The 21,962-nt window shown below is 68.4% G+C and carries 16 protein-coding genes; 15 read left to right on the forward strand and 1 reads right to left on the reverse strand.

Annotated elements, in window-relative coordinates; all coding sequences use genetic code 11:
• Window positions 1–45: 45 nt before the first annotated feature.
• From ACFWNN_RS03490 to ACFWNN_RS03510, 5 genes are all read left to right on the forward strand, one after another.
• On the forward strand, window positions 46–1,593 hold the full coding sequence (locus ACFWNN_RS03490; protein ID WP_382438231.1) for a B12-binding domain-containing radical SAM protein: 1,548 nt from the start codon (window positions 46–48) through the stop codon (window positions 1,591–1,593).
• A 130-nt stretch (window positions 1,594–1,723) separates the two neighbouring features.
• On the forward strand, window positions 1,724–2,845 hold the full coding sequence (locus tag ACFWNN_RS03495) for a hypothetical protein (RefSeq protein ID WP_382438232.1): 1,122 nt from the start codon (window positions 1,724–1,726) through the stop codon (window positions 2,843–2,845).
• 12 nt (window positions 2,846–2,857) lie between these two features.
• A complete protein-coding gene (locus tag ACFWNN_RS03500; protein ID WP_382438233.1) occupies window positions 2,858–4,114 on the forward strand; it encodes a hypothetical protein in 1,257 nt (418 codons plus the stop codon).
• Window positions 4,111–4,959, forward strand: coding sequence for a prenyltransferase/squalene oxidase repeat-containing protein (locus ACFWNN_RS03505; protein WP_382438234.1), 849 nt, complete (start codon window positions 4,111–4,113; stop codon window positions 4,957–4,959). The genes ACFWNN_RS03500 and ACFWNN_RS03505 overlap by 4 nt, the downstream gene beginning before the upstream one ends.
• A complete protein-coding gene (locus ACFWNN_RS03510; protein WP_382438235.1) occupies window positions 4,934–6,019 on the forward strand; it encodes a DUF362 domain-containing protein in 1,086 nt (361 codons plus the stop codon). The genes ACFWNN_RS03505 and ACFWNN_RS03510 overlap by 26 nt, the downstream gene beginning before the upstream one ends.
• 902 nt (window positions 6,020–6,921) lie before the next feature.
• Here ACFWNN_RS03510 and ACFWNN_RS03515 read toward each other — a convergent pair.
• Entirely contained in the window at window positions 6,922–8,523 is a 1,602-nt protein-coding gene (locus tag ACFWNN_RS03515; protein WP_382438236.1) for a helix-turn-helix domain-containing protein, read from the reverse strand.
• A gap of 155 nt (window positions 8,524–8,678) precedes the next feature.
• Here ACFWNN_RS03515 and ACFWNN_RS03520 point away from each other — a divergent pair, with 155 nt between their 5' ends.
• The 10 genes from ACFWNN_RS03520 (at window position 8,679) to ACFWNN_RS03565 (ending at window position 21,961) form a co-directional block, all read left to right on the forward strand.
• Entirely contained in the window at window positions 8,679–10,499 is a 1,821-nt protein-coding gene (locus tag ACFWNN_RS03520; protein WP_382438237.1) for an SIP domain-containing protein, read from the forward strand.
• A 47-nt stretch (window positions 10,500–10,546) separates the two neighbouring features.
• On the forward strand, window positions 10,547–11,530 hold the full coding sequence (locus ACFWNN_RS03525) for an ABC transporter substrate-binding protein (RefSeq protein ID WP_382438238.1): 984 nt from the start codon (window positions 10,547–10,549) through the stop codon (window positions 11,528–11,530).
• Window positions 11,527–12,570, forward strand: a complete 1,044-nt coding sequence (locus tag ACFWNN_RS03530; protein WP_382438239.1) for a FecCD family ABC transporter permease — start codon at window positions 11,527–11,529, stop codon at window positions 12,568–12,570. Before ACFWNN_RS03525 ends, ACFWNN_RS03530 begins: the two co-directional genes overlap by 4 nt.
• Window positions 12,567–13,625 (forward strand): FecCD family ABC transporter permease, encoded by a 1,059-nt coding sequence (locus ACFWNN_RS03535; protein ID WP_382438240.1) that lies wholly within the window; start codon window positions 12,567–12,569, stop codon window positions 13,623–13,625. Before ACFWNN_RS03530 ends, ACFWNN_RS03535 begins: the two co-directional genes overlap by 4 nt.
• Window positions 13,622–14,536 (forward strand): ABC transporter ATP-binding protein, encoded by a 915-nt coding sequence (locus ACFWNN_RS03540; protein WP_382438241.1) that lies wholly within the window; start codon window positions 13,622–13,624, stop codon window positions 14,534–14,536. Before ACFWNN_RS03535 ends, ACFWNN_RS03540 begins: the two co-directional genes overlap by 4 nt.
• Window positions 14,487–15,650: an alpha/beta hydrolase gene (locus tag ACFWNN_RS03545; RefSeq protein WP_382438242.1), complete on the forward strand. Its 1,164-nt coding sequence runs from the start codon at window positions 14,487–14,489 to the stop codon at window positions 15,648–15,650. Before ACFWNN_RS03540 ends, ACFWNN_RS03545 begins: the two co-directional genes overlap by 50 nt.
• On the forward strand, window positions 15,647–17,365 hold the full coding sequence (locus ACFWNN_RS03550; RefSeq protein WP_382438243.1) for an ABC transporter transmembrane domain-containing protein: 1,719 nt from the start codon (window positions 15,647–15,649) through the stop codon (window positions 17,363–17,365). The genes ACFWNN_RS03545 and ACFWNN_RS03550 overlap by 4 nt, the downstream gene beginning before the upstream one ends.
• Window positions 17,362–19,074, forward strand: a complete 1,713-nt coding sequence (locus tag ACFWNN_RS03555; RefSeq protein ID WP_382438244.1) for an ABC transporter ATP-binding protein — start codon at window positions 17,362–17,364, stop codon at window positions 19,072–19,074. The genes ACFWNN_RS03550 and ACFWNN_RS03555 overlap by 4 nt, the downstream gene beginning before the upstream one ends.
• 20 nt (window positions 19,075–19,094) lie before the next feature.
• Window positions 19,095–20,213, forward strand: coding sequence for a glycosyltransferase (locus ACFWNN_RS03560; protein ID WP_382438245.1), 1,119 nt, complete (start codon window positions 19,095–19,097; stop codon window positions 20,211–20,213).
• A 155-nt stretch (window positions 20,214–20,368) separates the two neighbouring features.
• Entirely contained in the window at window positions 20,369–21,961 is a 1,593-nt protein-coding gene (locus tag ACFWNN_RS03565) for a (2,3-dihydroxybenzoyl)adenylate synthase (RefSeq protein WP_382438246.1), read from the forward strand.
• Window position 21,962 lies beyond the last annotated feature (1 nt).

The raw sequence follows: 21,962 nt of genomic DNA on the forward strand, positions 1-21,962 counted from the left end.
CCACAGTGACCATCAGGGGTACCCCGATCGTTCTGGGGAGGTCGAATGAAGGTTGCGCTGGTCGCCGCACCGTACGACACGGCGACGTTTCGCATCGGCGAGAACCTCGGTGTCAAGTATTTGTCCGCTTCGCTGAACCGGGCCGGGGTACCGAACGACGTGTTCGAACCGGCCCTGCTCGGCATTGACGACCATGCCCTGGTGTCCGACTTGATGGCCGGCCACTACGACGTCATCGGATTCTCGGTGATGTTTGACAGCGCGCTCCCGCGGACGACCTCACTCATCGCGGCGTTGAGAAGGTCAGGCTGCTCCGCGCACATAACCATGGGGGGCCATGTACCGACATTCAACGATGTCGGTATCCTTCAGCAGTCAACTGGGCTTGACTCTGTTGTTCGGTTCGAAGGAGAAGAAACCCTGGTCGAGCTCGTGTCCTGCTTGGATCGCAACGTGGCGTGGACAGCCATCAAGGGCCTTTCTTTCCGATCAGGCGAGCAGGTGGCCGCGAACCCTCCGCGCCCCCTCATCGCAGACCTGGACAGCATTCCCTTTCCGGTACGTGACGAGACGTCACGACACCTGGGCGATCCACATTTCTTCGTCATCACTACTCGCGGCTGTCCGTTCACGTGCACCTTCTGTTCCATTCCAGCTTTTTACAAGACGCCATCCGGGCTGGCTTGGCGTGCGCGATCTGTCGCAAACGTGCTTGAAGAGCTGAACCACCTGCGATCAGCATGGGGCGCGCGCACCATCTCGTTCCTAGACGACGAGTTCCTCGTGGGCCGCAACGGCAAGAAGAGAGCGGTTGAACTCGCCGACGAAATGCGCCTTCGCGACATGCAAATGACCTGGGCATTCGAGTGCCGAGCAGACGACGTCAGCTCGACACTGTTCGCGCGACTGAGAGACGGTGGCTTGCGACATGTCTTCATCGGCGTAGAGTCCGGCGTTCAGCGAGTGCTAGACATGTTCGACAAGCGCACGACAGTCACACAAAATGAAGCGGCAATTGAAATTGTACGCGAGCTGAAAATAAGCCTCTCCGTCGGCTTCATCATGTTTGATCCTTTTGTCACATGCGCCGAGCTGATGGAGAACATCGAGTTCTTGGCAAGGTTCGAAATTGGATCGTACAAGTCCGTCACGAATCGAGTTCTCGTATATCGAGGCACCCGTCTGGAGGAACAGCTCGACAGCGAGGGAATATTGCTGCGCGATGGCCTCTCACTAGACTACTGCTTCACGGACCAGAAGATCGACTTCGTCTATCGCACAGCACTGGCTGAACTGAAGCCTTTTTACCGGCTGAATGTGGAGCAACTGCGCGCCGAGTACCGAGCAGACAACGCGGTCGCCCGCGAACCAGCTAACGACGAGAGAACGGCAGTAGCGCAGACGGGCCGCGAAGTGAACTCATCCCTGTTGCAGGAGTTCCGGGAGATCGTGAGGTTCGCCGAATCTGCGGAATCGGGAGACGCGGTAGCGACACGGAAATTCACCCTCAACCTGCGCGAGAGGATCAACGACTGCGTCTCCTTCTGGCTGGTCCGCTATTCAGAGCTAAGCGGACAGAGTGAACGGAGGTGATTTCAATGTGGGGTGACGGAAATGGAGGAAGCTGAGCGGAATCGATGATTTTACGTGGGACCTGCAGTCCGATGCAGGTCCCTGCTCGTTATGTTCTAAACTCCCGCCCTGCTTGGGCCGATCTGGAGACATGGTGGACGGATTCCATTATCTGATGGGAGGCGTGTACTGCACGCCTTGCGGCTTTGCGAGCATCAAAGGTTTCGAAGACTTCGTGAGGCCTCGGTTCTCTGACCTTCCTTTTGATTGTGATCCGGTCGTCGAACGCATCGATTCACTTGTTTGCGAGCTCGAGAAGAGCGCAGGCGAGGTGGACGATGAAGGCGCCCTCAACCTGCTTGTCGCCGCAGACCTCCGCCGTATCCAAGGCGCATTGCGCGCACACTCGATCAATGACCCAAACCAGAGCATGAAGGCAAACCTGGACCGATACGAGGTAGTTCTACGAGACCTGGGTATGCAGTTCGGGCGCCCACGACTGTTCATTGTCGACACATTCCCGAAGCCGTATGACAAGATGGACTGGACGGCTACTTCTCCCGACAAGGCCGACGAGAAGGATTATGGGATAACCCCCGGAAACTATTTCAAGAGATCCCACCTAATTCCAATTCGCTCCGACTTCCTGCTTGCACATGAGATGACTCACCAGATTATCGGCGAGGTGAATCCCAATCTTTTGGGCAGAGGCCTGGAGGAGGGAATCGCCGTCATCTTCGGCGAGCTCTTCGTCGGCGCCCAGGTGCTCGGCGCGGAGCTCGCAGGTTTGTACGCCGACTATCATTGGCATGATCGTCGTGCGTCTCGCGGCAACAAACTCTATGCCCAGTACTCCCGAATGGCGGCGACAGTCTATCAAAATCACGGCCTCGACGGAATCATGGCGGCTATCAGAGGCGGTCGCGACACAATCAAGGCCGTTGAGCGTTCTTATCTCCTAGGAAACTTCGATGTGGACCTCCCATCCGGAAACTGGATTGACTGGTACACGAAAGTCTTGCAGAAATTCACGACGACTGTGATGGAAGATCTGGTAGTGAGTCCTCTTTCGCGATACATCGCTACTCATGCCGCAGCAGGAAGGACCGTCGCCGAGATAGCCGCACTTGCCAACGTTTCGCCCCACAAAGTCTCTTCTTCCCTGTCCGAGCTGGAGCAGGACACAGTGACGGTGATGCTGGACGGCGATCGCGTCGCCTATTCTGACATTAATCTATTGCTGCCCGGCCATTCACTGCGTTACGAGATCTGAGGCGATGGGAAGGTGGACGAGTCGAACCCGGCATCTCTCGAACAGGGACAGCGCAAGCTCCTCGTCAGCTTGTCCAACGCCAAGCTGGGATTTCTGCTGAGCATCCTAATCATCCTTGCGGCTATTGCCTTCGCCGTCAGCTTCCTTCTGAGCAGACAGTCAGGCGCGTGGTTCTCCTTCAGCAGCGGCCTGGTAAAACTGGTCGCAGACGCGTCGTTGAGTGCCGCGGTTGTCGGGTTCGCTTACGAGTGGCTGGTGCGCCGCGAGGCCGCAGACAACCTCCGGCTCATGTACAAGACAAGCCTTCAACAGCACCAGAAGGCGGTTGTGAACACCGTGATGCGCGAGATACCACGGGCGCTACTGCTGGACAAGAAGGTGCAGAATTCTGTCTTCTTCGGCGGCACGAAGATCGAGGAGATAATCCAAGGTGCACTGAATGCGAAGCTCGGAGACGAGGAGATGGGTGGCTCGATCTACGAAGGTCTACTACAGAAGACATTCAGTTACACCGAGCGCTACATCGGCCTTCGCGTCGAGGTGATGCTGAGCAATGTCGACGAGAGCGAGCCAGTCAACGTCCAGGAGAAGTTCTATGACGCGGTCGTGACGTTGAGGTACAAGACGAAGCTGAAGTCGTCGCGCTTCATCTTTGCCAGGGCACTCGATCACGACCAGTTTAATCTGCGGGTCAACCACAACGACTACATATTTACGTGGCGACTTGAGGAAACTCCTGGTCTACCAAAGGACAGCAATCGGGCACTGGACCTATATCGCTTCGCCATCGACAACGTCGAGCTCGCCAAGGTTCCTCGGGTGACCGAGGACGGCGCATACGAGATCGTGTGCGAAGATCCTTCATTGGAGTCCAAGATCGGCACAGAGGTCACAATTCACTACGCAATCATGACCAAACTCGCTCGACTGGACCACGTTTTCTTCTACACCGCGGTCCGCCCGACCCGTGGGGTCACGGTCATCTTCAACTACGCGAGGACTGATATCGAAAACGTGCTGACTTACGACTTCTTCGTTTCAGCCAAGTCACCAGTCGTCTACCAGTTGCCACGCGAACGCCCTCACACCGTTGTGGTGGAGCTCGACGAATGGGTATTCCCGAAGGGAGGAGTAGCTTTCGTCTGGCGCCTCAAAGGAGAGAGCACAGAAGAAGATAGGCCTGGTCCTACCAATGCGAAAGAATCGACCACCTCGAAAGTCGATAATCCTGACTCCTCTCCGACATCCTCAAATCGGAAATTGCCGTGACGGCGGCAACGCGCTTTCTGCTGGAGCAGCAGAACGAGGATGGCGGCTGGGGATATTCGGTCATCAACCGGACCAGCTTCACGGAACCAACGGCGTGGGCTTTGGCAGCACTGCAGCGTGGTGACCGTGTCCTTGAGAGCTCATTGGAACGCGGTCGCGACTTCCTCAGTGCGACGCAGAATGAGGACGGCGGCTGGGCGAACGTGCCCGGCATGCAAAGCGACATGATGACCGCTCGCGCCATACTTGCTCTGAGCGCTGCGCCAGCTGGATCTCGTGCTGTGGCTCGTGGCGCTGACTGGATTCTCGACAACGAGTTGCCAAGTGGAGGTTGGGGATGGTGTGCCGGCACTACCGGGTTCGTCGAAACAGCCGCGTACGGAGTTGTCGCCCTGGCAGCCGCACAACGCTTGAACGACCGCGCCCGGCGAGTTGGCTACGTGCAGGATCTCGCATGTCGGGACGGAGGATGGTGCAGCCATGTGCCGACCAAGATGGGTATTCCGCAGCACAGCCAACAGAGCGTAACGCCTCTCGGCGTCATCGCGATCGCCACGGCTGCAGAAAATGATCAGCTGAGCCCGACGCTGGCTAGACCGTTAGCGCTCATCGAGCGCTGGCTGTCAGGGGGCTTGGTGAACACTGCGTACACCCAGGCAACAACCCTGTGGGCACTCGCCCGCGCCGGAGCTTGGCGATCCGCCCTTCAGCTCGCCGAGGCGGCCAGAAGCTCGGTATCGAGTGACGGTAGCTGGTCGGGCAGTGTCCTGCATTCGGCGATGATGCTCTACGCGCTACGGGAACTGGAGCTGGTCACAAATGAGAAGAGAGTTTCGGAACTTTGACGAGGTGCTTGCCCTGAGCGAGCAAGAATTGGCCGCGCGCACGGTGGGGATCGACTATCCGGGATCAATCGATGATCTGCGTCCACTGCTGGACTGGAACATCGATGGCCAGAGAGCTGCGGTCTCGATGACGGCTTGCGCCGGTTACAACCCCACGACATTACGTGAGGCGTTGAAACGTGGTTTCGACCTACTCGGTGTAGGTGACAACCTCGCGAATGCCCGAAAGATCGTTGTTAAGGTGGGCCTGATCGAGGCAAGCAGGCCGGAAGAGCACGTGACGGCCCACCCTCTTCTGATGCGAGAGCTGGTGCTTTTGCTCCGGGAGACCGCCCCGAGCGGCGCGTCGATCTGCATTGCTGACGGGTCCGGTCATGAGCGCGACACCGCACACTTGCTGAACCTTGCAGGAGTCCAAGCCGTACTGGACGAATTGCGCATTCCATTTGTCGATCTGAACACTGATGACCTACGCGTGGTCGAGACACCACAACCGATGGCGTTCCGAGAATTCGTGTTGCCCCGCACGATCACTGATGCGGATTTCGTGATCTCGCTGGCGAAGATCAAGACTCATCACCGGGCAGGCGTGACTTTGGGTATGAAGAACCTGTTCGGATGCGTTCCTGGTTCCGTGTACGGGTTTCCGAAGACTCGCCTGCACTACGCCGGTGTAGCCAGGGTGATCGCCGACCTCCAGTCTGTGGTGAAGCCGCAACTCACCGTGCTGGACGGAGTTGTAGCTATGGAGGGAACAGGCCCGCTCGACGGTTCGCCCGTCGATCTCGGCGCCATCGTCATCAGCAAGAACACTGCAGCTGCCGACGCCGTAACAGCACGGCATCTCGGCTTCGCCATCTCGCTGCTCCCTCAGTTTTGGTATTGCCTGGACAAAGGGCTGCTACCGCGACCAACGGTCGTCGGTGACGAACAGCAGGTGCTGACGCGGCCGTTCGAGCCGCCCAACAACATCGGCTGGCTTCGAGACACCGCGAACCAGAGCATCGAGCAACAGACAGCTCTACTGGCCCGCCTTCTGTCCAGTGCTCATCCGAGTTGAGAGGCGATCTAGGAGCAGAGCATGACTGCACCCGCGCTCCCGGCGTTCTCTCGATTAGCAATTTCCCTACGATCGAACGCCAAACGGTAGCGATTGCGGAACACTCAGGCTCATTCGAGTCAATAGGATCCATACTGGACCGCTGAACCACTCAAACAGTCATCGATACTATACCGCCTGCCACTTGCGCGCCGAAACCTTATCCGTGCAAGTTGATCTATGTGACGTTGCTTGTGGACGACTCCGCCGAGATATGCACTGGTGGTCTGCGATGAGGCGTTCAACTGGTCAGATTCAAGCAACTCAGCACATGCGGCGCAACCGCACGCAGCTCAGCGCACCGTCGCGATTCCCACGATGCAAGGACCCTGTCGATCAAGAGAAGTCCTTGGCGTCGATGTCACGAACAAGAATCTGACCTTCAATAATGACGGCAGCGAAGACATCTGCAAGGAAACGCTGCAGTGATGCCGAGAGTGAGATCGCCCGCAACTCACGCGGCCTCGTCGAGGCCATCGGCGACGATCGCTACCCTCCCCAGTGGCATTAGGTGCGGCGGGGCACGGACTTAGTCAAACCAGCCAGACGGCGTTGGCCTTCCATTTCGAACACGAGGCGGGCGACGACCACCCCGACAGCGGACGAACGGCCGCACTGCAATGAACTGGCGTTTCCCAGCGGACCAAGAACCATCGCACCAGGGGTCGGCCTCGATGCCTCCACGGTACTCGCCCGCAGCCGCGTCTACGACGACCCGATCTCCGCTCTCAGCAAAGTCGGTCAACCAGACCTGACGAGTGGAAGCGCGCGGGTGGGCTTCTTCCGAAGACTGCGCACACGAGGCCGCGTCGCCCAGGCCGCTGGAGCCGGCTGTTGGAGCCGGGCTGTTGGATCACCGCAGTTCAGCTCGGGTCATGTGTCCGAGCAGCAGGCGACGCTCTCTCGCGTTCCTGGAACTCGCGGGGCGAGAGGCCGTGGAGCCCGGTGAAGGCCGTGCTGAAGGCCGGCAGGTGGGCGTAGCCGACGCGGCGGGCCACGGCGCTGGGCCTGGCGCCTCCGGCGAGCAGGTCGCGGGCGACGCGCATGCGGGCGGCGTAGCGCCAGCGGGCGAAGGTCATGCCGGTCTCGTCGCGGAACGCACGGTGGACCTCGGCGGGGACGTCGTACCCGGCGGATTCGCGGGAGATGTCTATGTGGCGCAGGTAGTCCATCGCGGCGGCGCGCGCGCTCGGATCGGTGGGCATCGGTACCGACAACGCTCGTTGCGCGGCCACCTGTTCGGCGAACAGGTCGAGGATGTGCGCGGGGTCGTAGTCGTCGGGATGCAGGCCGGACCGGGCGCTGATGGAGCAGTGCATCAGGTAGTCGTCCCAGCCCGGTGGGAACTGGACCTGGAGCGGCTCGGCCAGCTGGAGGTCGGCCGTGGTGGCGCTGCCCAGGGGCAGGGAGATGGAGTTCGCGCGGAGGCCGGTGACGTGCTTCAGGCCCGCGGGGATCCAGGTGGCCACGCCGCGCCGGCGTTCGTGCCGGGTTTCGCCGATGTCGAGGTAGCCGCTGCCGCGGTAGATCCAGCTCAGGACGTGCATGTCGTTGGCGTGCGCGGGGGTGCGGGCGGCGGGGAGCAACTCGGAGGCGGAGGAGGCGTCACCCCGCACCACGGCCATCAGCTCTTCGGTCTGCCGTGCGAGGGTGGCACGCGGTGTCAGGTCGACGTGCGCGGAACTGGCGGCGAGCCTCCTGCCGAAGTCGTGCGGCGTCGGTCCGTACCGCAGTTTGAACGCGCGGGTGAAGCCGTTGCGGCTCGCGAAGCCGACCCGTGCGGCCACCTGGTCCACGTCGAATCCCGCGGCCAGGAACTCGACGGCCGCGATCAGCCGGTTGTGCAGTCGCCACTGCTCGAAGGTGAGGCCGGTGCCGGCCAGGAAGTCCCGGCGCAGGGTCCGCGGGCTGGAGAGCGCCCTGGTCGCCCACTGCTCGACGGTCAGGTCGATCGCGGGGTCGCGGATCAGCTCCTCGGCGACCGCTCTGGCACCGGCGGCCCTGGGCAGTTCGGGCGGGGTGAACGGCGCCAACGGGTCCGGATCCTCGCTCGGCGCGGGCGGGTGAGCCCGGTGGCGTCCGAGCAGATCGGTGATCGCGTCCTGGAGGCCGTGCCCGATCAACGGGGTGACCTGCAGGTTGAAGTGCTGGATCAGCCAGTCCCGCCAGCCTTCGGGGACCTCGAACCGGGTCGTCTCCGACGGGCCGTCGGCGCCTGGCTGGAGCCACAGGGGGAACGCGACCGTGCCCGGCTCGGTGTCGATCGCGCGGTGGTGCCACCCGTCCGCGGGGATCCACGTGCCCTGGCCGGCGGTGAGGTGGAACACCGGGTCGCCGTCGATCCGCACGTGCGCGGTGCCCGTCCGGACCCAGACGAGCAGCGGGCGGCGGGGGTGCCCGGTCGAGTCCGATCGCGCCGCCGGAATCGGCGGGGCCTCGCTCACGTCGACGGGGAACAGCGCCACGCCCATAAACGATACGGCAGTCTGCGCACACTGTTTAAGGTAAGGATTACCTAATCTACCGGGGCGCGCTGCTCCGGCGCGACGCCGACCCTCCGCCGAACGACCAGGAAGGCTGCTCCATGCCGAAGACCTCACGCCGGCTCACCGTGCACCCAGTGACCCTGCGCGAGGTCGAGGTGCTCCGGGTGGTGGACCTGACGCCGGGGATGCGGCGGGTCACGCTGGGCGGAGCGCAGCTCCGCGCGTTCACCTCGGCCACCGGGTTCGCGCAGCCCGCCTTCGAGTCGCACGGTTTCGACGACGACGTCCGGCTGGTGTTCCGCTCCCCCGGCCACGCCGAGCCGGTGCTGCCGGTGCAGCAGGAAAGGGGCGTGCACCTGCCGAGGAACCCCCGACCCCTGGCGAAGGCCTACACGGTCCGCCGCTGGGACGCCGAGGCCGGCGAGGTGGACGTGGACTTCGTCAAGCACGGCATCGGTGTGGGCACGACGTGGGCCTACCGCGCGCAGCCGGGCGATCGCGTCCACTTCTACGGACCGGGCTCGTCCCGTGCGCTGCCGGGCGACGCCGACTGGCTCCTGGCCGCCGGGGACGAGACCGCCGTTCCCGCCATCGCCCGGTTGCTGGACGAGCTGCCCGAGGACGCGCGGGCACGGGTCTTCGTCGAGGTCGCCGAGGACTCGCACCGTCTCGAACTGCGCGAGCTGCCGCACGTCGAGGTGACCTGGCTGGTGCGCGACGGCGCCGAGGCGGGCACGGGCACGCTTCTCGTGGACGCGGTCCGCACCGGCGGCTGGTGGGAGGGGCGGCCGTTCGCCTGGCTCGCCGGCGAGCACACGACCGTGCGGGACCTGCGCCGCCACCTGGTCGAGGACCGGGGCGTGCCGAAGGAGGACGTCGACTTCGCCGGGTACTGGCGGCGCGGCGAGGTCGTCGCCCTGGAGAGCGACGCGGCGGTACCCGACGCCGAGAGGACGAAGACCCCGTTCGAACGGCTCCACGAGCTGACCGAACTGATGGCGCCGACCGCGATCCGCACCGCCGTCGAGCTGGGCGTCCCCGACCTGATCTCGCGTGGCGTCACCGCCGTCGCGGACCTGGCGATCAAGGCGGACGCCGACGAGCGGGCGCTCGGCAAGCTCCTGCGGTACCTGCGCTCCCTGGACGTGCTGACCGAGACCGCGCCGGGCCACTACGGACTCGCCCCGGTGGGCGAGGTGCTCACCAACGACTTCCTGGTCGACGCCCTGCACCCGGCCGGGGTCGTCGGCCGCGAGATGCTCGGCGTGCACGGGCTGACCGAGTCGATCCGCACCGGACGGGCGTCGTACGCCTCGGTCACCGGGCAGACCTACGCCGAGGCACGCGCCGAGCAGGACTACGAGGATCGCTACCTGGAGCGCCTCGCGAAGTTCCAGCCCGCGCTGGCCGCGCCCGTCGCCGCGTCGGACGTCCTCACCGGCGTCGAGCACCTGGTGCTGCACTCCGGCGGGGCCGGTGCCCAGGCCCGCGAGTTCGTCGCCGCCCATCCCGGTCTGCGCGTGACGATCTGCGCGTTGCCCGCCCAGGCGGACTGGCTGCGCCGCGACCTGCCCGCCACCATCCCCGACGAGGCGCAGCGCGCGCGGGTGACGGTGGTGGAGCAGTCCGTCTTCGAGCCCGGCCCGCCGGCGGACGCCGTGTTCGTCATCCGCGCCTTCAAGGCCCTGGCCGCCGCCGACGCCGCCCACGCCCTGCGCCGGGCAGCGGAGAACCTCCTTCCCGGCGGGCGGGTGCTGCTGATCGAGGAGACCCTCGACCCGGACCACCCCGACGGCAGAGCCGACCTGCTCGCCCTCGCCGTGCACGGCTCCGGTCTGCGCACCGCGAGCGAACTCGACGCCGTCATCGCCCGAGCCGGACTCGTCCGCGCGACGACGCACACCGTCGGCTGGGGCACCACCATCCACGCCCTCGTACCCGCCGGCACCCACTGACCGTCCGCACGGCCCCCTCGCACGGCAAGAAGAGAAAGAGCACCTCCATGACCATGACACCCTTCAGACGACGGGCCTCGGCCCTGACCGCCCTGCTGAGTGCCGCGCTCGTCCTGTCCGCCTGCGGTGGCAGCGGCGCCGACTCCCCCGCTCCGGCCGCGCAGACGCGCACCGTCAAGGCGGGCAACGGCAGCGTCGACGTTCCCGCCGAGCCGAAGCGGGTCGTGACGATCGGCAACACGACGCTGCCGTTCATCGACATGGGTGGCAGCCCGGTGGGCGTCACCGAGGTGACCGCCTCCGAGCTCGGCCTCATCCCCGCCGACCAGAAGGCCAAGTTCCAGGCGGCCACGAACCTCGGCGCCAGCGGTGACCAGGTCGACATGGAGAAGCTCGCCGGCCTCAAGCCGGACCTCATCCTCGCCCAGCTCCCCGACAGCGAGTTCCAGCAGATCGAGAAGCAGCTGAAGTCGGTCGCCCCGACGCTCTACTGGGGGCTCGACACCGAGTGGAAGACCCTCGCCGGCGGCATCGCGGAGGCCGGCAACGTCACGGCCGCGCTCGGCGCGCAGCAGGAGGAGTTCAAGAAGAAGGTCGCCAAGATCCAGGAGACCTACCGCGAGATCGTCGGCGGCACGTCGTTCGTCAACGTCGACCGCTGGGAGAGCTCCGATCCCGGGACGTTCTCCGTCGCGGACTTCGGGTGCGTCGAGATCGCCCAGGACGACATCGGCATGAAGTTCCCCAAGGCGGCCGAGGGCCAGGACCCGCTGGGCTGGACGTCCCTGCCGTTCGAGCAGATCGCGGAACTGGCCAAGTACGACGTGATCACCTACCCCGTCGACGCCGACGGCAAGCCGAAACCGGCCTTCGCGCCCGTGGTCGAGACCAACACCTGGAAGGCGCTGCCCGCCGTGAGCTCGGGCCGCGCGCTCGGGCTCTTCTGCCCCGGCAACAACTCCTACCAGCCCGTCCTGCGCTACCTCGACTCGCTCGACCGGGCGCTGGCGACCCTGCCCGCCAAGAAGTGACCACTCTCGCCCCGCCCCGCAGCCCTGGCACCGTGACGGTGTCAGGGCTGCGGCGACGTCGCCTGACCGGCCTGGTCGCCGCGCTCGTGGTGCTGCTGGGCCTGCTGGTGGCGAGCCTGATGATCGGGTCGACGGCGATCGCGCCGTCGGTGGTGTGGGACGCCCTGTTCCACCCCTCCGCCGACATCGACCAGTTCGCGATCCGCGACTACCGGCTGCCGCGCACCGTCGTCGGCCTGGTCGTGGGAGTGGCGCTCGGGGTCGCGGGGGCGTTGATCCAGGCGCTCACCCGCAACCCGCTGGCCGATCCGGACGTCCTCGGCCTGCACGCGGGCGCGTCCTTCGCGGTGACGATCGCCGTGGGCGTGCTCGGCGTCCGCGACATCGGCGGCTACCTGTGGTTCGCCGTCGCGGGGTCGTTGATCGTCACGCTCGTGGTGCTCGCCTTCGGGTCGACGCGGCTGGGCTCCTCGCCGGTGGTGATGGTGCTCGCCGGGGTCTCCGTCGGCGCGGTGCTCCGGGGCGTCGGCGAGGCGCTCCAGCTGACCGACCCGGTCGCCTTCGACGCGATGCGGTCCTGGAACGCCGGGTCGCTCGGCGGCCGGCCGCTCGAGCTGGTGTGGACGGTCCTGCCGGTCCTCGCGGTGGCGCTCGTCCTGGCGTTCGCCGTGTCGGGTCCGCTCAACGCCATGGCTCTCGGCGACGAACTGGCGGTCGCCCAGGGCGTCCGGCTGAACCGCACCCGCGTCTTCGCGATCCTCGCGCTCAGCCTGCTCACCGGCGTGGCGACCGCGATCGCCGGACCCATCAGCTTCGTCGGACTCATGGTGGCGCACGTGGCCCGCTGGATCGTCGGCCCGCACCAGCGCTGGATCTTCGCCCACAGCGTCCTGCTGGCCCCGATCCTGCTGCTGGCCTCCGACGTCGCCGGCCGAGTCGTGTTGAGGCCCGGCGAGATCCCCGTCGGCGTCGTCACCGCGTTCGTCGGTGCTCCCGTGCTCATCGCCCTGGTGCTGCGCAGGAAGGCGAGCGGACTGTGAGCGCGCGCAGTGGGGCCGTCGACTTCGGGCGGCGGGTGCTGGTGCTGCGGCGCCGGAGGATCGCGGTGCGGCTGGAGTGGCGTTCGGTCGCCGTCTGCGCGGTGCTCCTGCTGACGGTCGCGGGCATGGCGGTGCTCGCGCTGATGACCGGCTCGTACCGGCTCGGTCCCGGGCAGGTGATCTCCGCGCTGACCGGCGGCGAGACCGGGCTCGTCCACGACATCGTGGTCGACTGGCGGCTGCCCAGGGTGGCCGCGGCGCTGGTGTTCGGTGCCGCGCTCGGCGTGTCCGGCGCGATCTTCCAGTCGATGCTGCGCAACCCGCTCGCCGACCCCGGCATCATCGGGTTCACCCAGGGCTCCTACACCGGTGCGCTGATCGTGATCCTGGCCGTCAACGGCACCTACTGGCAGGTGGTCGGCGGGGCGCTGGCGGGCGGGATGGCCACCGCTGTCGCCGTGTACGTGCTGGCCTTCCGGCGCGGGGTGCAGGGGTTCCGGCTGATCATCGTCGGCATCGGCATCTCGGCGATGCTGGGGTCGCTGAACACCTGGCTGATCCTCAAGGCCGACCTGTTGGTAGCCATGGCGGCGGCCGCCTGGGGCGCCGGTTCTCTCAACGGCGTGTCCTGGAACCAGGTCCTGGTCGGCGGTGCCTGCGTCGCCGTGCTCCTGGTGCTGGTCGTGCCGCTGAGCCGGCCGCTGCGGCAGCTGGACCTGGGCGACGACGCGGCCGCCTCCCAGGGGGTGCGGGTCCAGCCGGTCCGCCTCGGTCTGATCGTGGCGGGGGTCGCGCTGACCGCGACGGTCACCGCCGCCTCCGGGCCGATCGCGTTCATCGCCCTGGTCGCCCCGCAGATCGCGCGCAGGCTCGCCCGCACCGCCGGGATCACCTTCGGGCCCGCCGCCTTCGCCGGGGCACTGCTGTGCCTGGCCGCGGACTACCTCGCCCAGCACGTCGCGCCCACCCCGCTGCCGGTCGGGATCGTCACCGTCGTGCTCGGCGGCGGCTACCTCGGCTGGTTGCTGCTCACCGAAGCCAGGAGACGCCCATGACCACGCACACCACCGGTCTCGTGGCGGCGCCCGGCCAGCCGCGCCTGCACGTGGAGTCGGCGACGATCGGCTACGCCGACCGCGTCATCTGCCAGGACCTGTCGGTGGCCGTCCCGGACCGTTCGTTCACCGTCATCGTGGGCCCGAACGCGTGCGGCAAGTCCACCCTGCTGCGCGGGCTGTCGCGGCTGCTCAGGCCCAGCGCCGGGCAGGTCGTGCTGGACGGGGCGGACATCAACTCGTTCAAGAGCAAGGAGGTGGCGCGGCGGGTCGGCCTGCTGCCGCAGGCGTCGGCCGCTCCGGACGGGATGACCGTGGCCGACCTGGTGGCCAGGGGCCGCTACCCGCACCAGGGCTTCCTGCGGCAGTGGACCGAGACCGACGAGCAGGCCGTGCTGCGGGCGATGCACCAGACCGCGGTCGCCGACCTGTCCGGCCGCCTGGTGGACGAGCTGTCCGGCGGGCAGCGGCAACGCGTGTGGGTGGCGATGGCGCTGGCCCAGCACACCGACGTCCTGCTGCTCGACGAACCGACCACCTTCCTCGACATCGCCCACCAGATCGAGCTGATGGAGCTGTTCACCGACCTGCACGAGGCCGGCCACACCCTGGTCGCCGTCCTGCACGACCTCAACCACGCCGCCCGCTACGGCACCCACCTGATCGCGATGAAGGACGGCCAGGTCGTCGCCGAAGGCACCCCCGACCAGGTCGTCACCGCCGAGCTGGTCGAGGAGGTGTTCGGCCTGCCGTGCCTGGTCGTGCCCGATCCGGTGGCCGGCACCCCGCAGGTCGTCCCGCTCGGCCGCGAACGGACCCGGCGGCAGTCCGCTGACACCACTCATGTGAAGAGAGCGCTCAATGGTCAATCCGTTCGTCGAGAAGCTGTCGACCAGGGAGTGGAGTCCTGAGACGTTCCGGCGGCACCTCGTGCAGACGGGTGCTCCGCTCGTCGAACGGGTCCAGGCGGACGAGGTGGAGGTGACGTTCGTCGACGAGCCCGCGGGCGACACGACGGTCACCCTCTCGGTCGTCATCGGCCCCGTCATCGGCTTCAACGAGATCGACGCCGAGTTCGCTCCGGTGCCGGGGACCCCGTTCCGGGTGCTCACCCTGCGGATGCGGTCCGATCTGCGCTTCTCGTACGTGTTCGGCCGTGGCGGTGAGCGGGTTCCGGACCCGTTCAACCCGCCACCGAGGTTCGCCGGGTGCGCGGTCGAGAGGTTCTCCGGGGCCTCGGTGGCGGTGCTGCCCGACGCGCTCCCGTTGCGCTGGCTCGATCAGGCGGAAGCACGGCCGGCGCCGGCGACGGAGTCCGCGGTGTTCGCGAGCGAGCTCCTGGGCAACGAGCGGCGCGTCTGGGTCTCGCTGCCCCCTGGGGAGATCTCCGGGGCACTGCCGTTCGTGATCCACCTGGACGGCACGCCGGACCACAGCGCGCCGAGCGTGCGCGACGCCCTCGTCGAGGCGGGACTGATCCGGCCCTGCGCGGTGGTGCTCGTCGATCAGCTCGGGCACCAGCGCTACCGGGAGCTGCTCTGCGATCCGGCGTTCTCGCGGATGCTGGCCGACGAGCTGGTGCCCTGGCTCCGCGACCGGTATCCGCTCTCGCACGACCCCGGCGACGTGGCGCTGGCCGGGGAGAGCTTCGGCGGCCTGTGCGCCGGGTGGACGGTGCTGCACCACCCGGCGACGTTCGGGAACGCCGTCCTCCAGTCCCCTTCGTGCGGCTACCACCCCGACCTGAAGTGGGGCACCGGGGCGGGCGAACTGCTGCGTCGCACGCCCGTGCCGACGTTGGTCGCCGACCTGCTGGCCACAGCGCCGGTACCGATCCGCGTCTTCCACGACGCCGGGGAGCTGGAGAGTTCGAACACCCACAGCCGCTGGCTGGACCAGGTGCTCCGGCAGAAGGGCTACGACACCGTCTACCGGGAGTTCGCCGGCGGACACGACTACGCGTGGTGGCGGGGGCTCTTCGCCGACGCCCTGCGCTGGTGCTTCCCCGTCGAGCCGCGATCGTGACCCGGGCCGACCCCGCGGGACTGGGCCGGGGGCCGCTGACCCGGTGGCTGCCGGTGCTCGGCCAGGCCGGCGGCGAGCCTCCCGATCTCCCGCTGTTCGAGGCCGGGCCGGACGAGCGTCCCGGCCGGTTCGTGGCGCGGGTGATCTTCTCGCTCCCCCGGATCACGGTCCCGGCGATGCTGCTGGCGATCACGTGGCAGGTCGGCGAGTCGGCCGTCCCGGTGGTGATGGGCCTCGCGATCGACCGGGCGCTCGCGACCGGCGACGCCCGGCAGCTGGTGCTGTGGATCGCCGTGCTGGCGGCTCTGTACGTCGCGCTGACGACGGCGGCCAGGCTCACCAACCGCCTCAACGCCTACGCGATCCAGCTGTTGCAGCACCGGCTGCGGGCCGCGTTGTCGGCCCGCGTGCTGCACCCCGACGGCGCGACCGCGCGGGCGCCGGGCGGTGGCGTGGTCTCGGTGATGACCACCGACGTCGCCCGCCTGGCCAACGCCGGGCTGCTCGTGGTCCTGCCGATCGCCCGGGTCACCGCGATCGGGTTCATCGCGGTCTCGTTGCTGGTGACGTACTGGCCGCTCGGGGTCGTGGTGCTGCTCGGTGCCCCGGTGGCGGTCTGGTCGATGGGTCGCCTGAGCGCGCGGCTCTCCCACGACACCCGCGCCTACCAGGACCTCCTCGCCGGCACCGTCGGGCGGGCCGCCGACCTGGTCGCCGGGTACCGGGTGATCAAGGGCGTGCGCGCCGAGGCCGAGGCGACGCGGCGCTACCGCCGGGACAGCCAGGCCACGCTCGCCGGCGCCCAGCGCAACGCCGGCCTGCTCGGGAGGTTCCTCGTGGGCTCCGGCGCGGTGAACGGCGTGTTCGTGGCCGCGGTGACGGGGCTCGCGGGCTGGTTCGCGGTGGACGGGCGGCTGAGCGTCGGCGGGTTCATCGCCGCGGTCGGCCTCACCCAGGCGCTGCTGCCGCAGATGCGGTGGATCGCGAGCGCCTCCATCCCGAACCTCGCGGGCGCTCGCGCCTCGTCCGGCCGCATTCTCGACGTGCTGCGCGACGCGGGCGCCACCCCTGACTCACCATCGCTGCCGCGGGTGGCGCCGTTGCCCGTGCTGGAGGTGTCGGTGCTCGGCGGCACGGTCCGGGTGAAGCCCGGCGAGTTCGTCGGAGTGCGGGCCGACGACCGGACCGCCGCCCGGATCGCCGGGGCGCTGACGAACCCCTACCTCGCGAGCGAGACGGGCGACGGCGTCGAAGTGCGTCTCGACGGACGGCCGGCGCGGGAGCTGGCCGCGGCCGAGTACCGCTCCCAGGTCACCGTCGCGCCCCATCACGTCACGTTGTTCTCCGGTTCCCTCCGCGACAACCTGTCCGCCCGCTCGCCGCGACTGCTGGACGCGGCGCTGCGGGCGGCGGCGTGCACGGACTTCGCCACCGACCTCGACAGCCCGGTCGGCGAGAACGGCAACCGGCTCTCCGGCGGGCAGCGGCAACGGGTCGCGCTCGCCAGGGCGCTGGCGAGCGACGCGCCCGTGCTGGTCCTGCACGACCCGACCACCGCGGTCGACTCGGTGACCGAGCAGGCCGTCGCCGCGCGGATCTCCGGCGTCCGCGCGGGCCGCTCGACGCTGCTGATCGCCTCGTCCCCCGCACTGCTCGGCGGCTGCGACCGCGTCGTCGACCTGGGCGCGGCACCGGGACGGACGGTCGCGACGTGACCGGCGACGCGCTGCCCGTCGCGAGCGGCCGGGAGACCGCCCGCGAGGTGTGGCGGCTCAGCCGTGGCCACCGGCGGCGGCTCGCGGCCGTCGCGGCGCTCGGGATCGTCAGCACGGCCACCGACCTGATCGGGCCCGTGGCGATCGGGCTGCTCGTCGACCGCGTGCGGGAGGGCACCGCCGACCGCGGCACGGTGCTGACCGTCACCGCCGTCCTGGCGATCTCGGCGGTCCTCGGCACCGCCGGCACCGCGGCGACGATCGTGTTCGCGACCCGGACCTTCCACACGATTCTCGCCGGACTGCGCGAGCGACTCGTCGCCCGCGCGCTGACGCTGCCGCAGCACCGCGTGGAGCGAGCGGGCACCGGGGACCTGATCTCGCGGTCCAGCGACGACGTGACCGCGGTCGCCGACGCGGCCCCGGCCCTGATCGGCGTGCTGACCACCACCGCGTTCACCATCGTGGTGTCGCTGGGCGGGCTGGCGGCGCTGGAGTGGCCCTACGCGGCGGCGTTCGCCGTCGTGCTGCCCGTCTACGCCCTCGCCCTGCGGTGGTACCTGTGCACCGGACCCGGGGTGTACCGCGCGGAGCGGGCGATGATGAGCGCCCGCACGCAGCGGATCGTCGAGTCCCAGCGCGGCCACGCCACCGTGCTCGGCTTCGGGCTCGGCGAGCGACGCCATCGTGCCGTGCTGACCGCCTCCTGGGCCGTCGCCGCGCAGGCGCTGCGGGCCCGCACCGTGCAGAGCATGCTCAACGGCCGCCTGAACCTCGGCGAGTGGCTGAGCCTGACCGCCGTGCTCGTGGTCGGCTTCCTCCTGATCGGCCGCGGAGCGTCGACCGTCGGTGGCGCGACCACGGCCGTGCTGCTGGTGCTGCGGCTGCTCGACCCGGTGAACCAGCTGATGTTCGTCGTCGACACCCTCCAGTCCGCGCTCGCGTCGCTGAACCGCATGATCGGCGTCACCTCCGTCGCCGCGGCGGACGAGCCGCCGGGACCACCGGACACCGCCGTCCGGCTCCGCCAGGTCGCGTTCGGCTACGGGACCGGCCCCCGAGTCCTGAACGACATCACGCTCGACGTCCCCGCCGGCGAGCACGTCGCCGTCGTCGGCGCGTCCGGGGCGGGCAAGACCACGCTGGCCGCCGTGATCGCCGGCATCCACCCGCCCGACGCCGGAACCGTCACCCGGCCGGAGCGCACCGCGCTGATCACGCAGGAGATCCACGTGTTCGCCGGGCCCCTGCGCGACAACCTCACCCTCGCCGCTCCCGACGCCACCGACGACCGGTTGTGCGCCGCGCTCCAGGCCACCGGCGCGACGGATCTGCTCGACCTGCTGCCGGACGGCCTCGGCACGGTGGTCGGCACGGGCGGTCATCCGCTCACCGACGCCCAGGCGCAGCAGGTCGCGCTCGCCCGTCTGCTGCTCGCCGACCCGCAGCTGGCGATCCTCGACGAGGCGACCGCCGAAGCCGACTCGGCACAGTCGGGGGTGCTCGATCGCGCGGCCGGCGCGGCTCTCGCCGGCCGGACCGGGCTGGTGATCGCCCACCGGCTCTCCCAGGCCGCAGCGTGCGACCGGATCGTGGTCCTGGAACACGGCCGCATCACCGAGAGCGGAACGCACTCCGAGCTGATCGCGGCCGGCGGCGTCTACGCCAGGCTGTGGTCGGCGTGGCAGGACGGGCCGGCTCTCAGGTGAAGATCCTTAGGCTGGGCGCCATGCGCATTCTCTTCTCGTGCCGCCCCGCCTACGGTCACCTCTTCCCGCTCGTGCCGCTCGCCCGCGCGCTGCGCCACGCCGGTCACGAGGTGGTGTTCGCGACCGGTCAGGCCTTCGTGGGCAAGGCCGAGGAACTGGGGTTCGAGACGTACCCGTGCGGCATCTCGATCGCCGAGGCCGAGGTGGAGGCGCGGCGACGACACGGTGACGAGGACGTCGCACGCCTGCTGATCACGATGTTCGCCGACCTCGTGCCGCGCGCGACGGTGGCGGACCTCGGCTCGTTGCTGCCTCGGATCAGGCCCGACCTCGTCGTCTACGAGCAGAGCGACGCCGGTGCCGCGAAAGCCGCTCGCGATGCCGGGATTCCGTTCGTCTCGCACGTCATCGGCCGGTCGATGCCGCCGGAGCTCCAGCGGCTCGCCGCGCCGGAGATGGCCTGGCTGTGGGACGGCGGCCCCGCGCCCGCGGACCTCATGCTGGGCGACACCGCGGTCGACCTCTGGCCGGACGTCGTGCGCGATCCGGTCGTCGCGGCGCTGCCGACCGTGCTGCGCCTGCGGCCCACGTCGTTCGACCTGGACGTGCCGATGCCGGCGGTCGACCCGGCGAAACCGTTGGTGTACCTGACTCTCGGCACGGTGGCGTTCCGTGCGACCGAGGTGCTGCGCGACGCCGTCGACGGTCTCTCCCGCCTGCCGGTGCAGGTGCTGGTGGCCGTCGGTCCCGGAGATCCCGCCGTGCTGGGCGCGGTACCTCCGAACGTGCGGGTCGCGGGATTCGTGCCGCAGGCGAAGGTGGTGCGGCAGGCCGATCTGGTCGTGCACCACGGTGGTACGGGCACGGTCCTCGGGGCGCTGGCCGCCGGTCTGCCTCAGCTCGCCTTGCCGCAGGGCGCCGACCAGTTCGTGAACGCCGACGCACTGGTCGCGAGCGGGACCGGCGAGAAGCTCGCCGGCGACGAGGTGAGCGCCGACGCCGTCGCGGAGGCCGCGGGCCGGCTGCTCCGCGACGAGTCCACCCGGGACACCGCGCGGAAGGCCCGGGACGAGATCGCCGCCATGCCCGATCCGACGGCGGTCGCCGAGGAGCTCATCGCACTGGTGAAGGGGTTCTGACCCTCACCGAGGGCGCACCTCGTCACCGGACACCATGACGACCTTCACATCCGGGCGTCTGGCGGTTGACTTGCGGCCGAGCCGGAGTAAGGCTCTCCTTACTTAAGTCAGACAAATCCCTCGCGCAGGGCTGACAACTCCTGGGGAGACCTGGCATGAACGGCTGGCCCGCGGACTTCGCCGCCCGGTATCGCGCGTCCGGACACTGGCGCGGGCAGACGTTCGGCGCGTTGCTGACCTCCCTCGCGCACGCCTACGGCAGCCGGATCGCGGTCGTCGGCGAGGAGCGGCGGTGGACGTACGCCGAGCTGGACGAGCGGGCGCACCGGATCGCCGCCGGGGTGCTGGACAGCGGGATCGAGGCCGGCGACCGGGTGGTCGTGCAGCTGCCCAACGTGCCGGAGTTCCTGTCCGTCGTGTTCGGACTGTGGCGGGCCGGGGTGGTGCCGGTGTTCGCGTTGCCCGCGCACCGCGAGAGCGAGCTCCGGTACTTCGCCGAGCTCTGCGAGGCCGTCGCGATCATCACCGTCGCCGAGCACGAGCGGCACGACCACGCGGCCATGGCCCGTGCGATTCCCGGTGTGCGCCAGGTGTTCGCGGTCGGGGAGCCCGGGTTCGCGGCGCTGGAGGCGGCCGCCCCGCGCCCGTTGCCGGATCCCGACCCGTCCGGGATGGCGTTCCTCCAGCTGTCGGGCGGGAGCACCGGGTTGCCGAAGCTGATTCCGCGCACCCACGACGACTACCTCTACAGCGTGCGGGAGAGTGCGCGCATCTGCGGGCTGTGCGGGGACAGCGTCTACCTCGCGGCGTTGCCGGTGGCGCACAACTTCCCGCTCAGCTCGCCCGGCGTGCTCGGGGCGCTGCACTCGGGCGCCAAGGTCGTCCTCGCGCCACGACCGGACGCGGCGACGGTGTTCCCGTTGATCGAACGGGAAGGGGTCACCATCACCGGGGTGGTGCCACCGCTCGCGGCGGCCTGGGTCCAGGCGAGCGGCCGGCACGATCTGTCCACTTTGGAGGTTCTGCTGGTCGGCGGGGCCAAGTGCGGCAGGGAGCTCGCCGAACGGATCGGGCCCGCGCTGGGGTGCCGGCTGCAACAGGTCTTCGGCATGGCGGAGGGGCTCGTCTGCTACACGCGGCTGGACGACCCCGAGGAGGTCGTGCTGAGCACGCAGGGCAGGCCGATCTCGGCCGACGACGAGATCCGGATCGTCGACCCGGACGACCCTGCCGCCACGTCCGCCGACGTGGTGCCACCGGGCGAGACCGGCGCGCTGCTGACCCGCGGGCCCTACACGATCCGCGGCTACTACCGCGCCGGCGAGCACAACCGGGTCGCGTTCACCGACGACGGCTTCTACCGCACCGGCGACCTGGTGCGGCGGACGGCCACCGGGCACCTGGAGGTCGTCGGGCGGGTCAAGGAGCAGATCAACCGGGGCGGCGAGAAGATCGCCGCCGAGGAGGTGGAAAACCACCTCATGGCGCACCCCGCCGTGCTCGACGTGGCGGTGGTCGCGGTGCCGGACCGGTTCCTCGGCGAACGCACCTGCGCGTACGTCGTGCCGGCGGACGGGGCGACGCCCACCGCGGCCGAGCTCAGGCGGTTCGTGCGGGAGCGCGGTGTCGCGGCGTTCAAGGTGCCCGACCTCGTCCAGGTCGTGCCCGAGTTCCCCGTGACGGGCGTCGGCAAGACGAGCAAACGCGCGCTGCGGACGGCGCTGGCCGCCCTCGCCGGGGAGAGCTGAC

It is taken from the genome of Lentzea sp. NPDC058450 (assembly GCF_042721395.1).
Lineage (GTDB): Bacteria > Actinomycetota > Actinomycetes > Mycobacteriales > Pseudonocardiaceae > Lentzea.

Bases quoted from the DNA above. Each gene is read 5' to 3' on its own strand.
- ACFWNN_RS03490 (WP_382438231.1), top strand. From the start codon at position 46: ATGAAGGTTGCGCTGGTCGCCGCACCGTACGACACGGCGACGTTTCGC.
- ACFWNN_RS03495 (WP_382438232.1), top strand. From the start codon at position 1,724: ATGGTGGACGGATTCCATTATCTGATGGGAGGCGTGTACTGCACGCCT.
- ACFWNN_RS03510 (WP_382438235.1), top strand. From the start codon at position 4,934: ATGAGAAGAGAGTTTCGGAACTTTGACGAGGTGCTTGCCCTGAGCGAG.
- ACFWNN_RS03525 (WP_382438238.1), top strand. From the start codon at position 10,547: ATGACCATGACACCCTTCAGACGACGGGCCTCGGCCCTGACCGCCCTG.
- ACFWNN_RS03540 (WP_382438241.1), top strand. From the start codon at position 13,622: ATGACCACGCACACCACCGGTCTCGTGGCGGCGCCCGGCCAGCCGCGC.
- ACFWNN_RS03545 (WP_382438242.1), top strand. From the start codon at position 14,487: ATGGTCAATCCGTTCGTCGAGAAGCTGTCGACCAGGGAGTGGAGTCCT.
- ACFWNN_RS03560 (WP_382438245.1), top strand. From the start codon at position 19,095: ATGCGCATTCTCTTCTCGTGCCGCCCCGCCTACGGTCACCTCTTCCCG.
- ACFWNN_RS03565 (WP_382438246.1), top strand. From the start codon at position 20,369: ATGAACGGCTGGCCCGCGGACTTCGCCGCCCGGTATCGCGCGTCCGGA.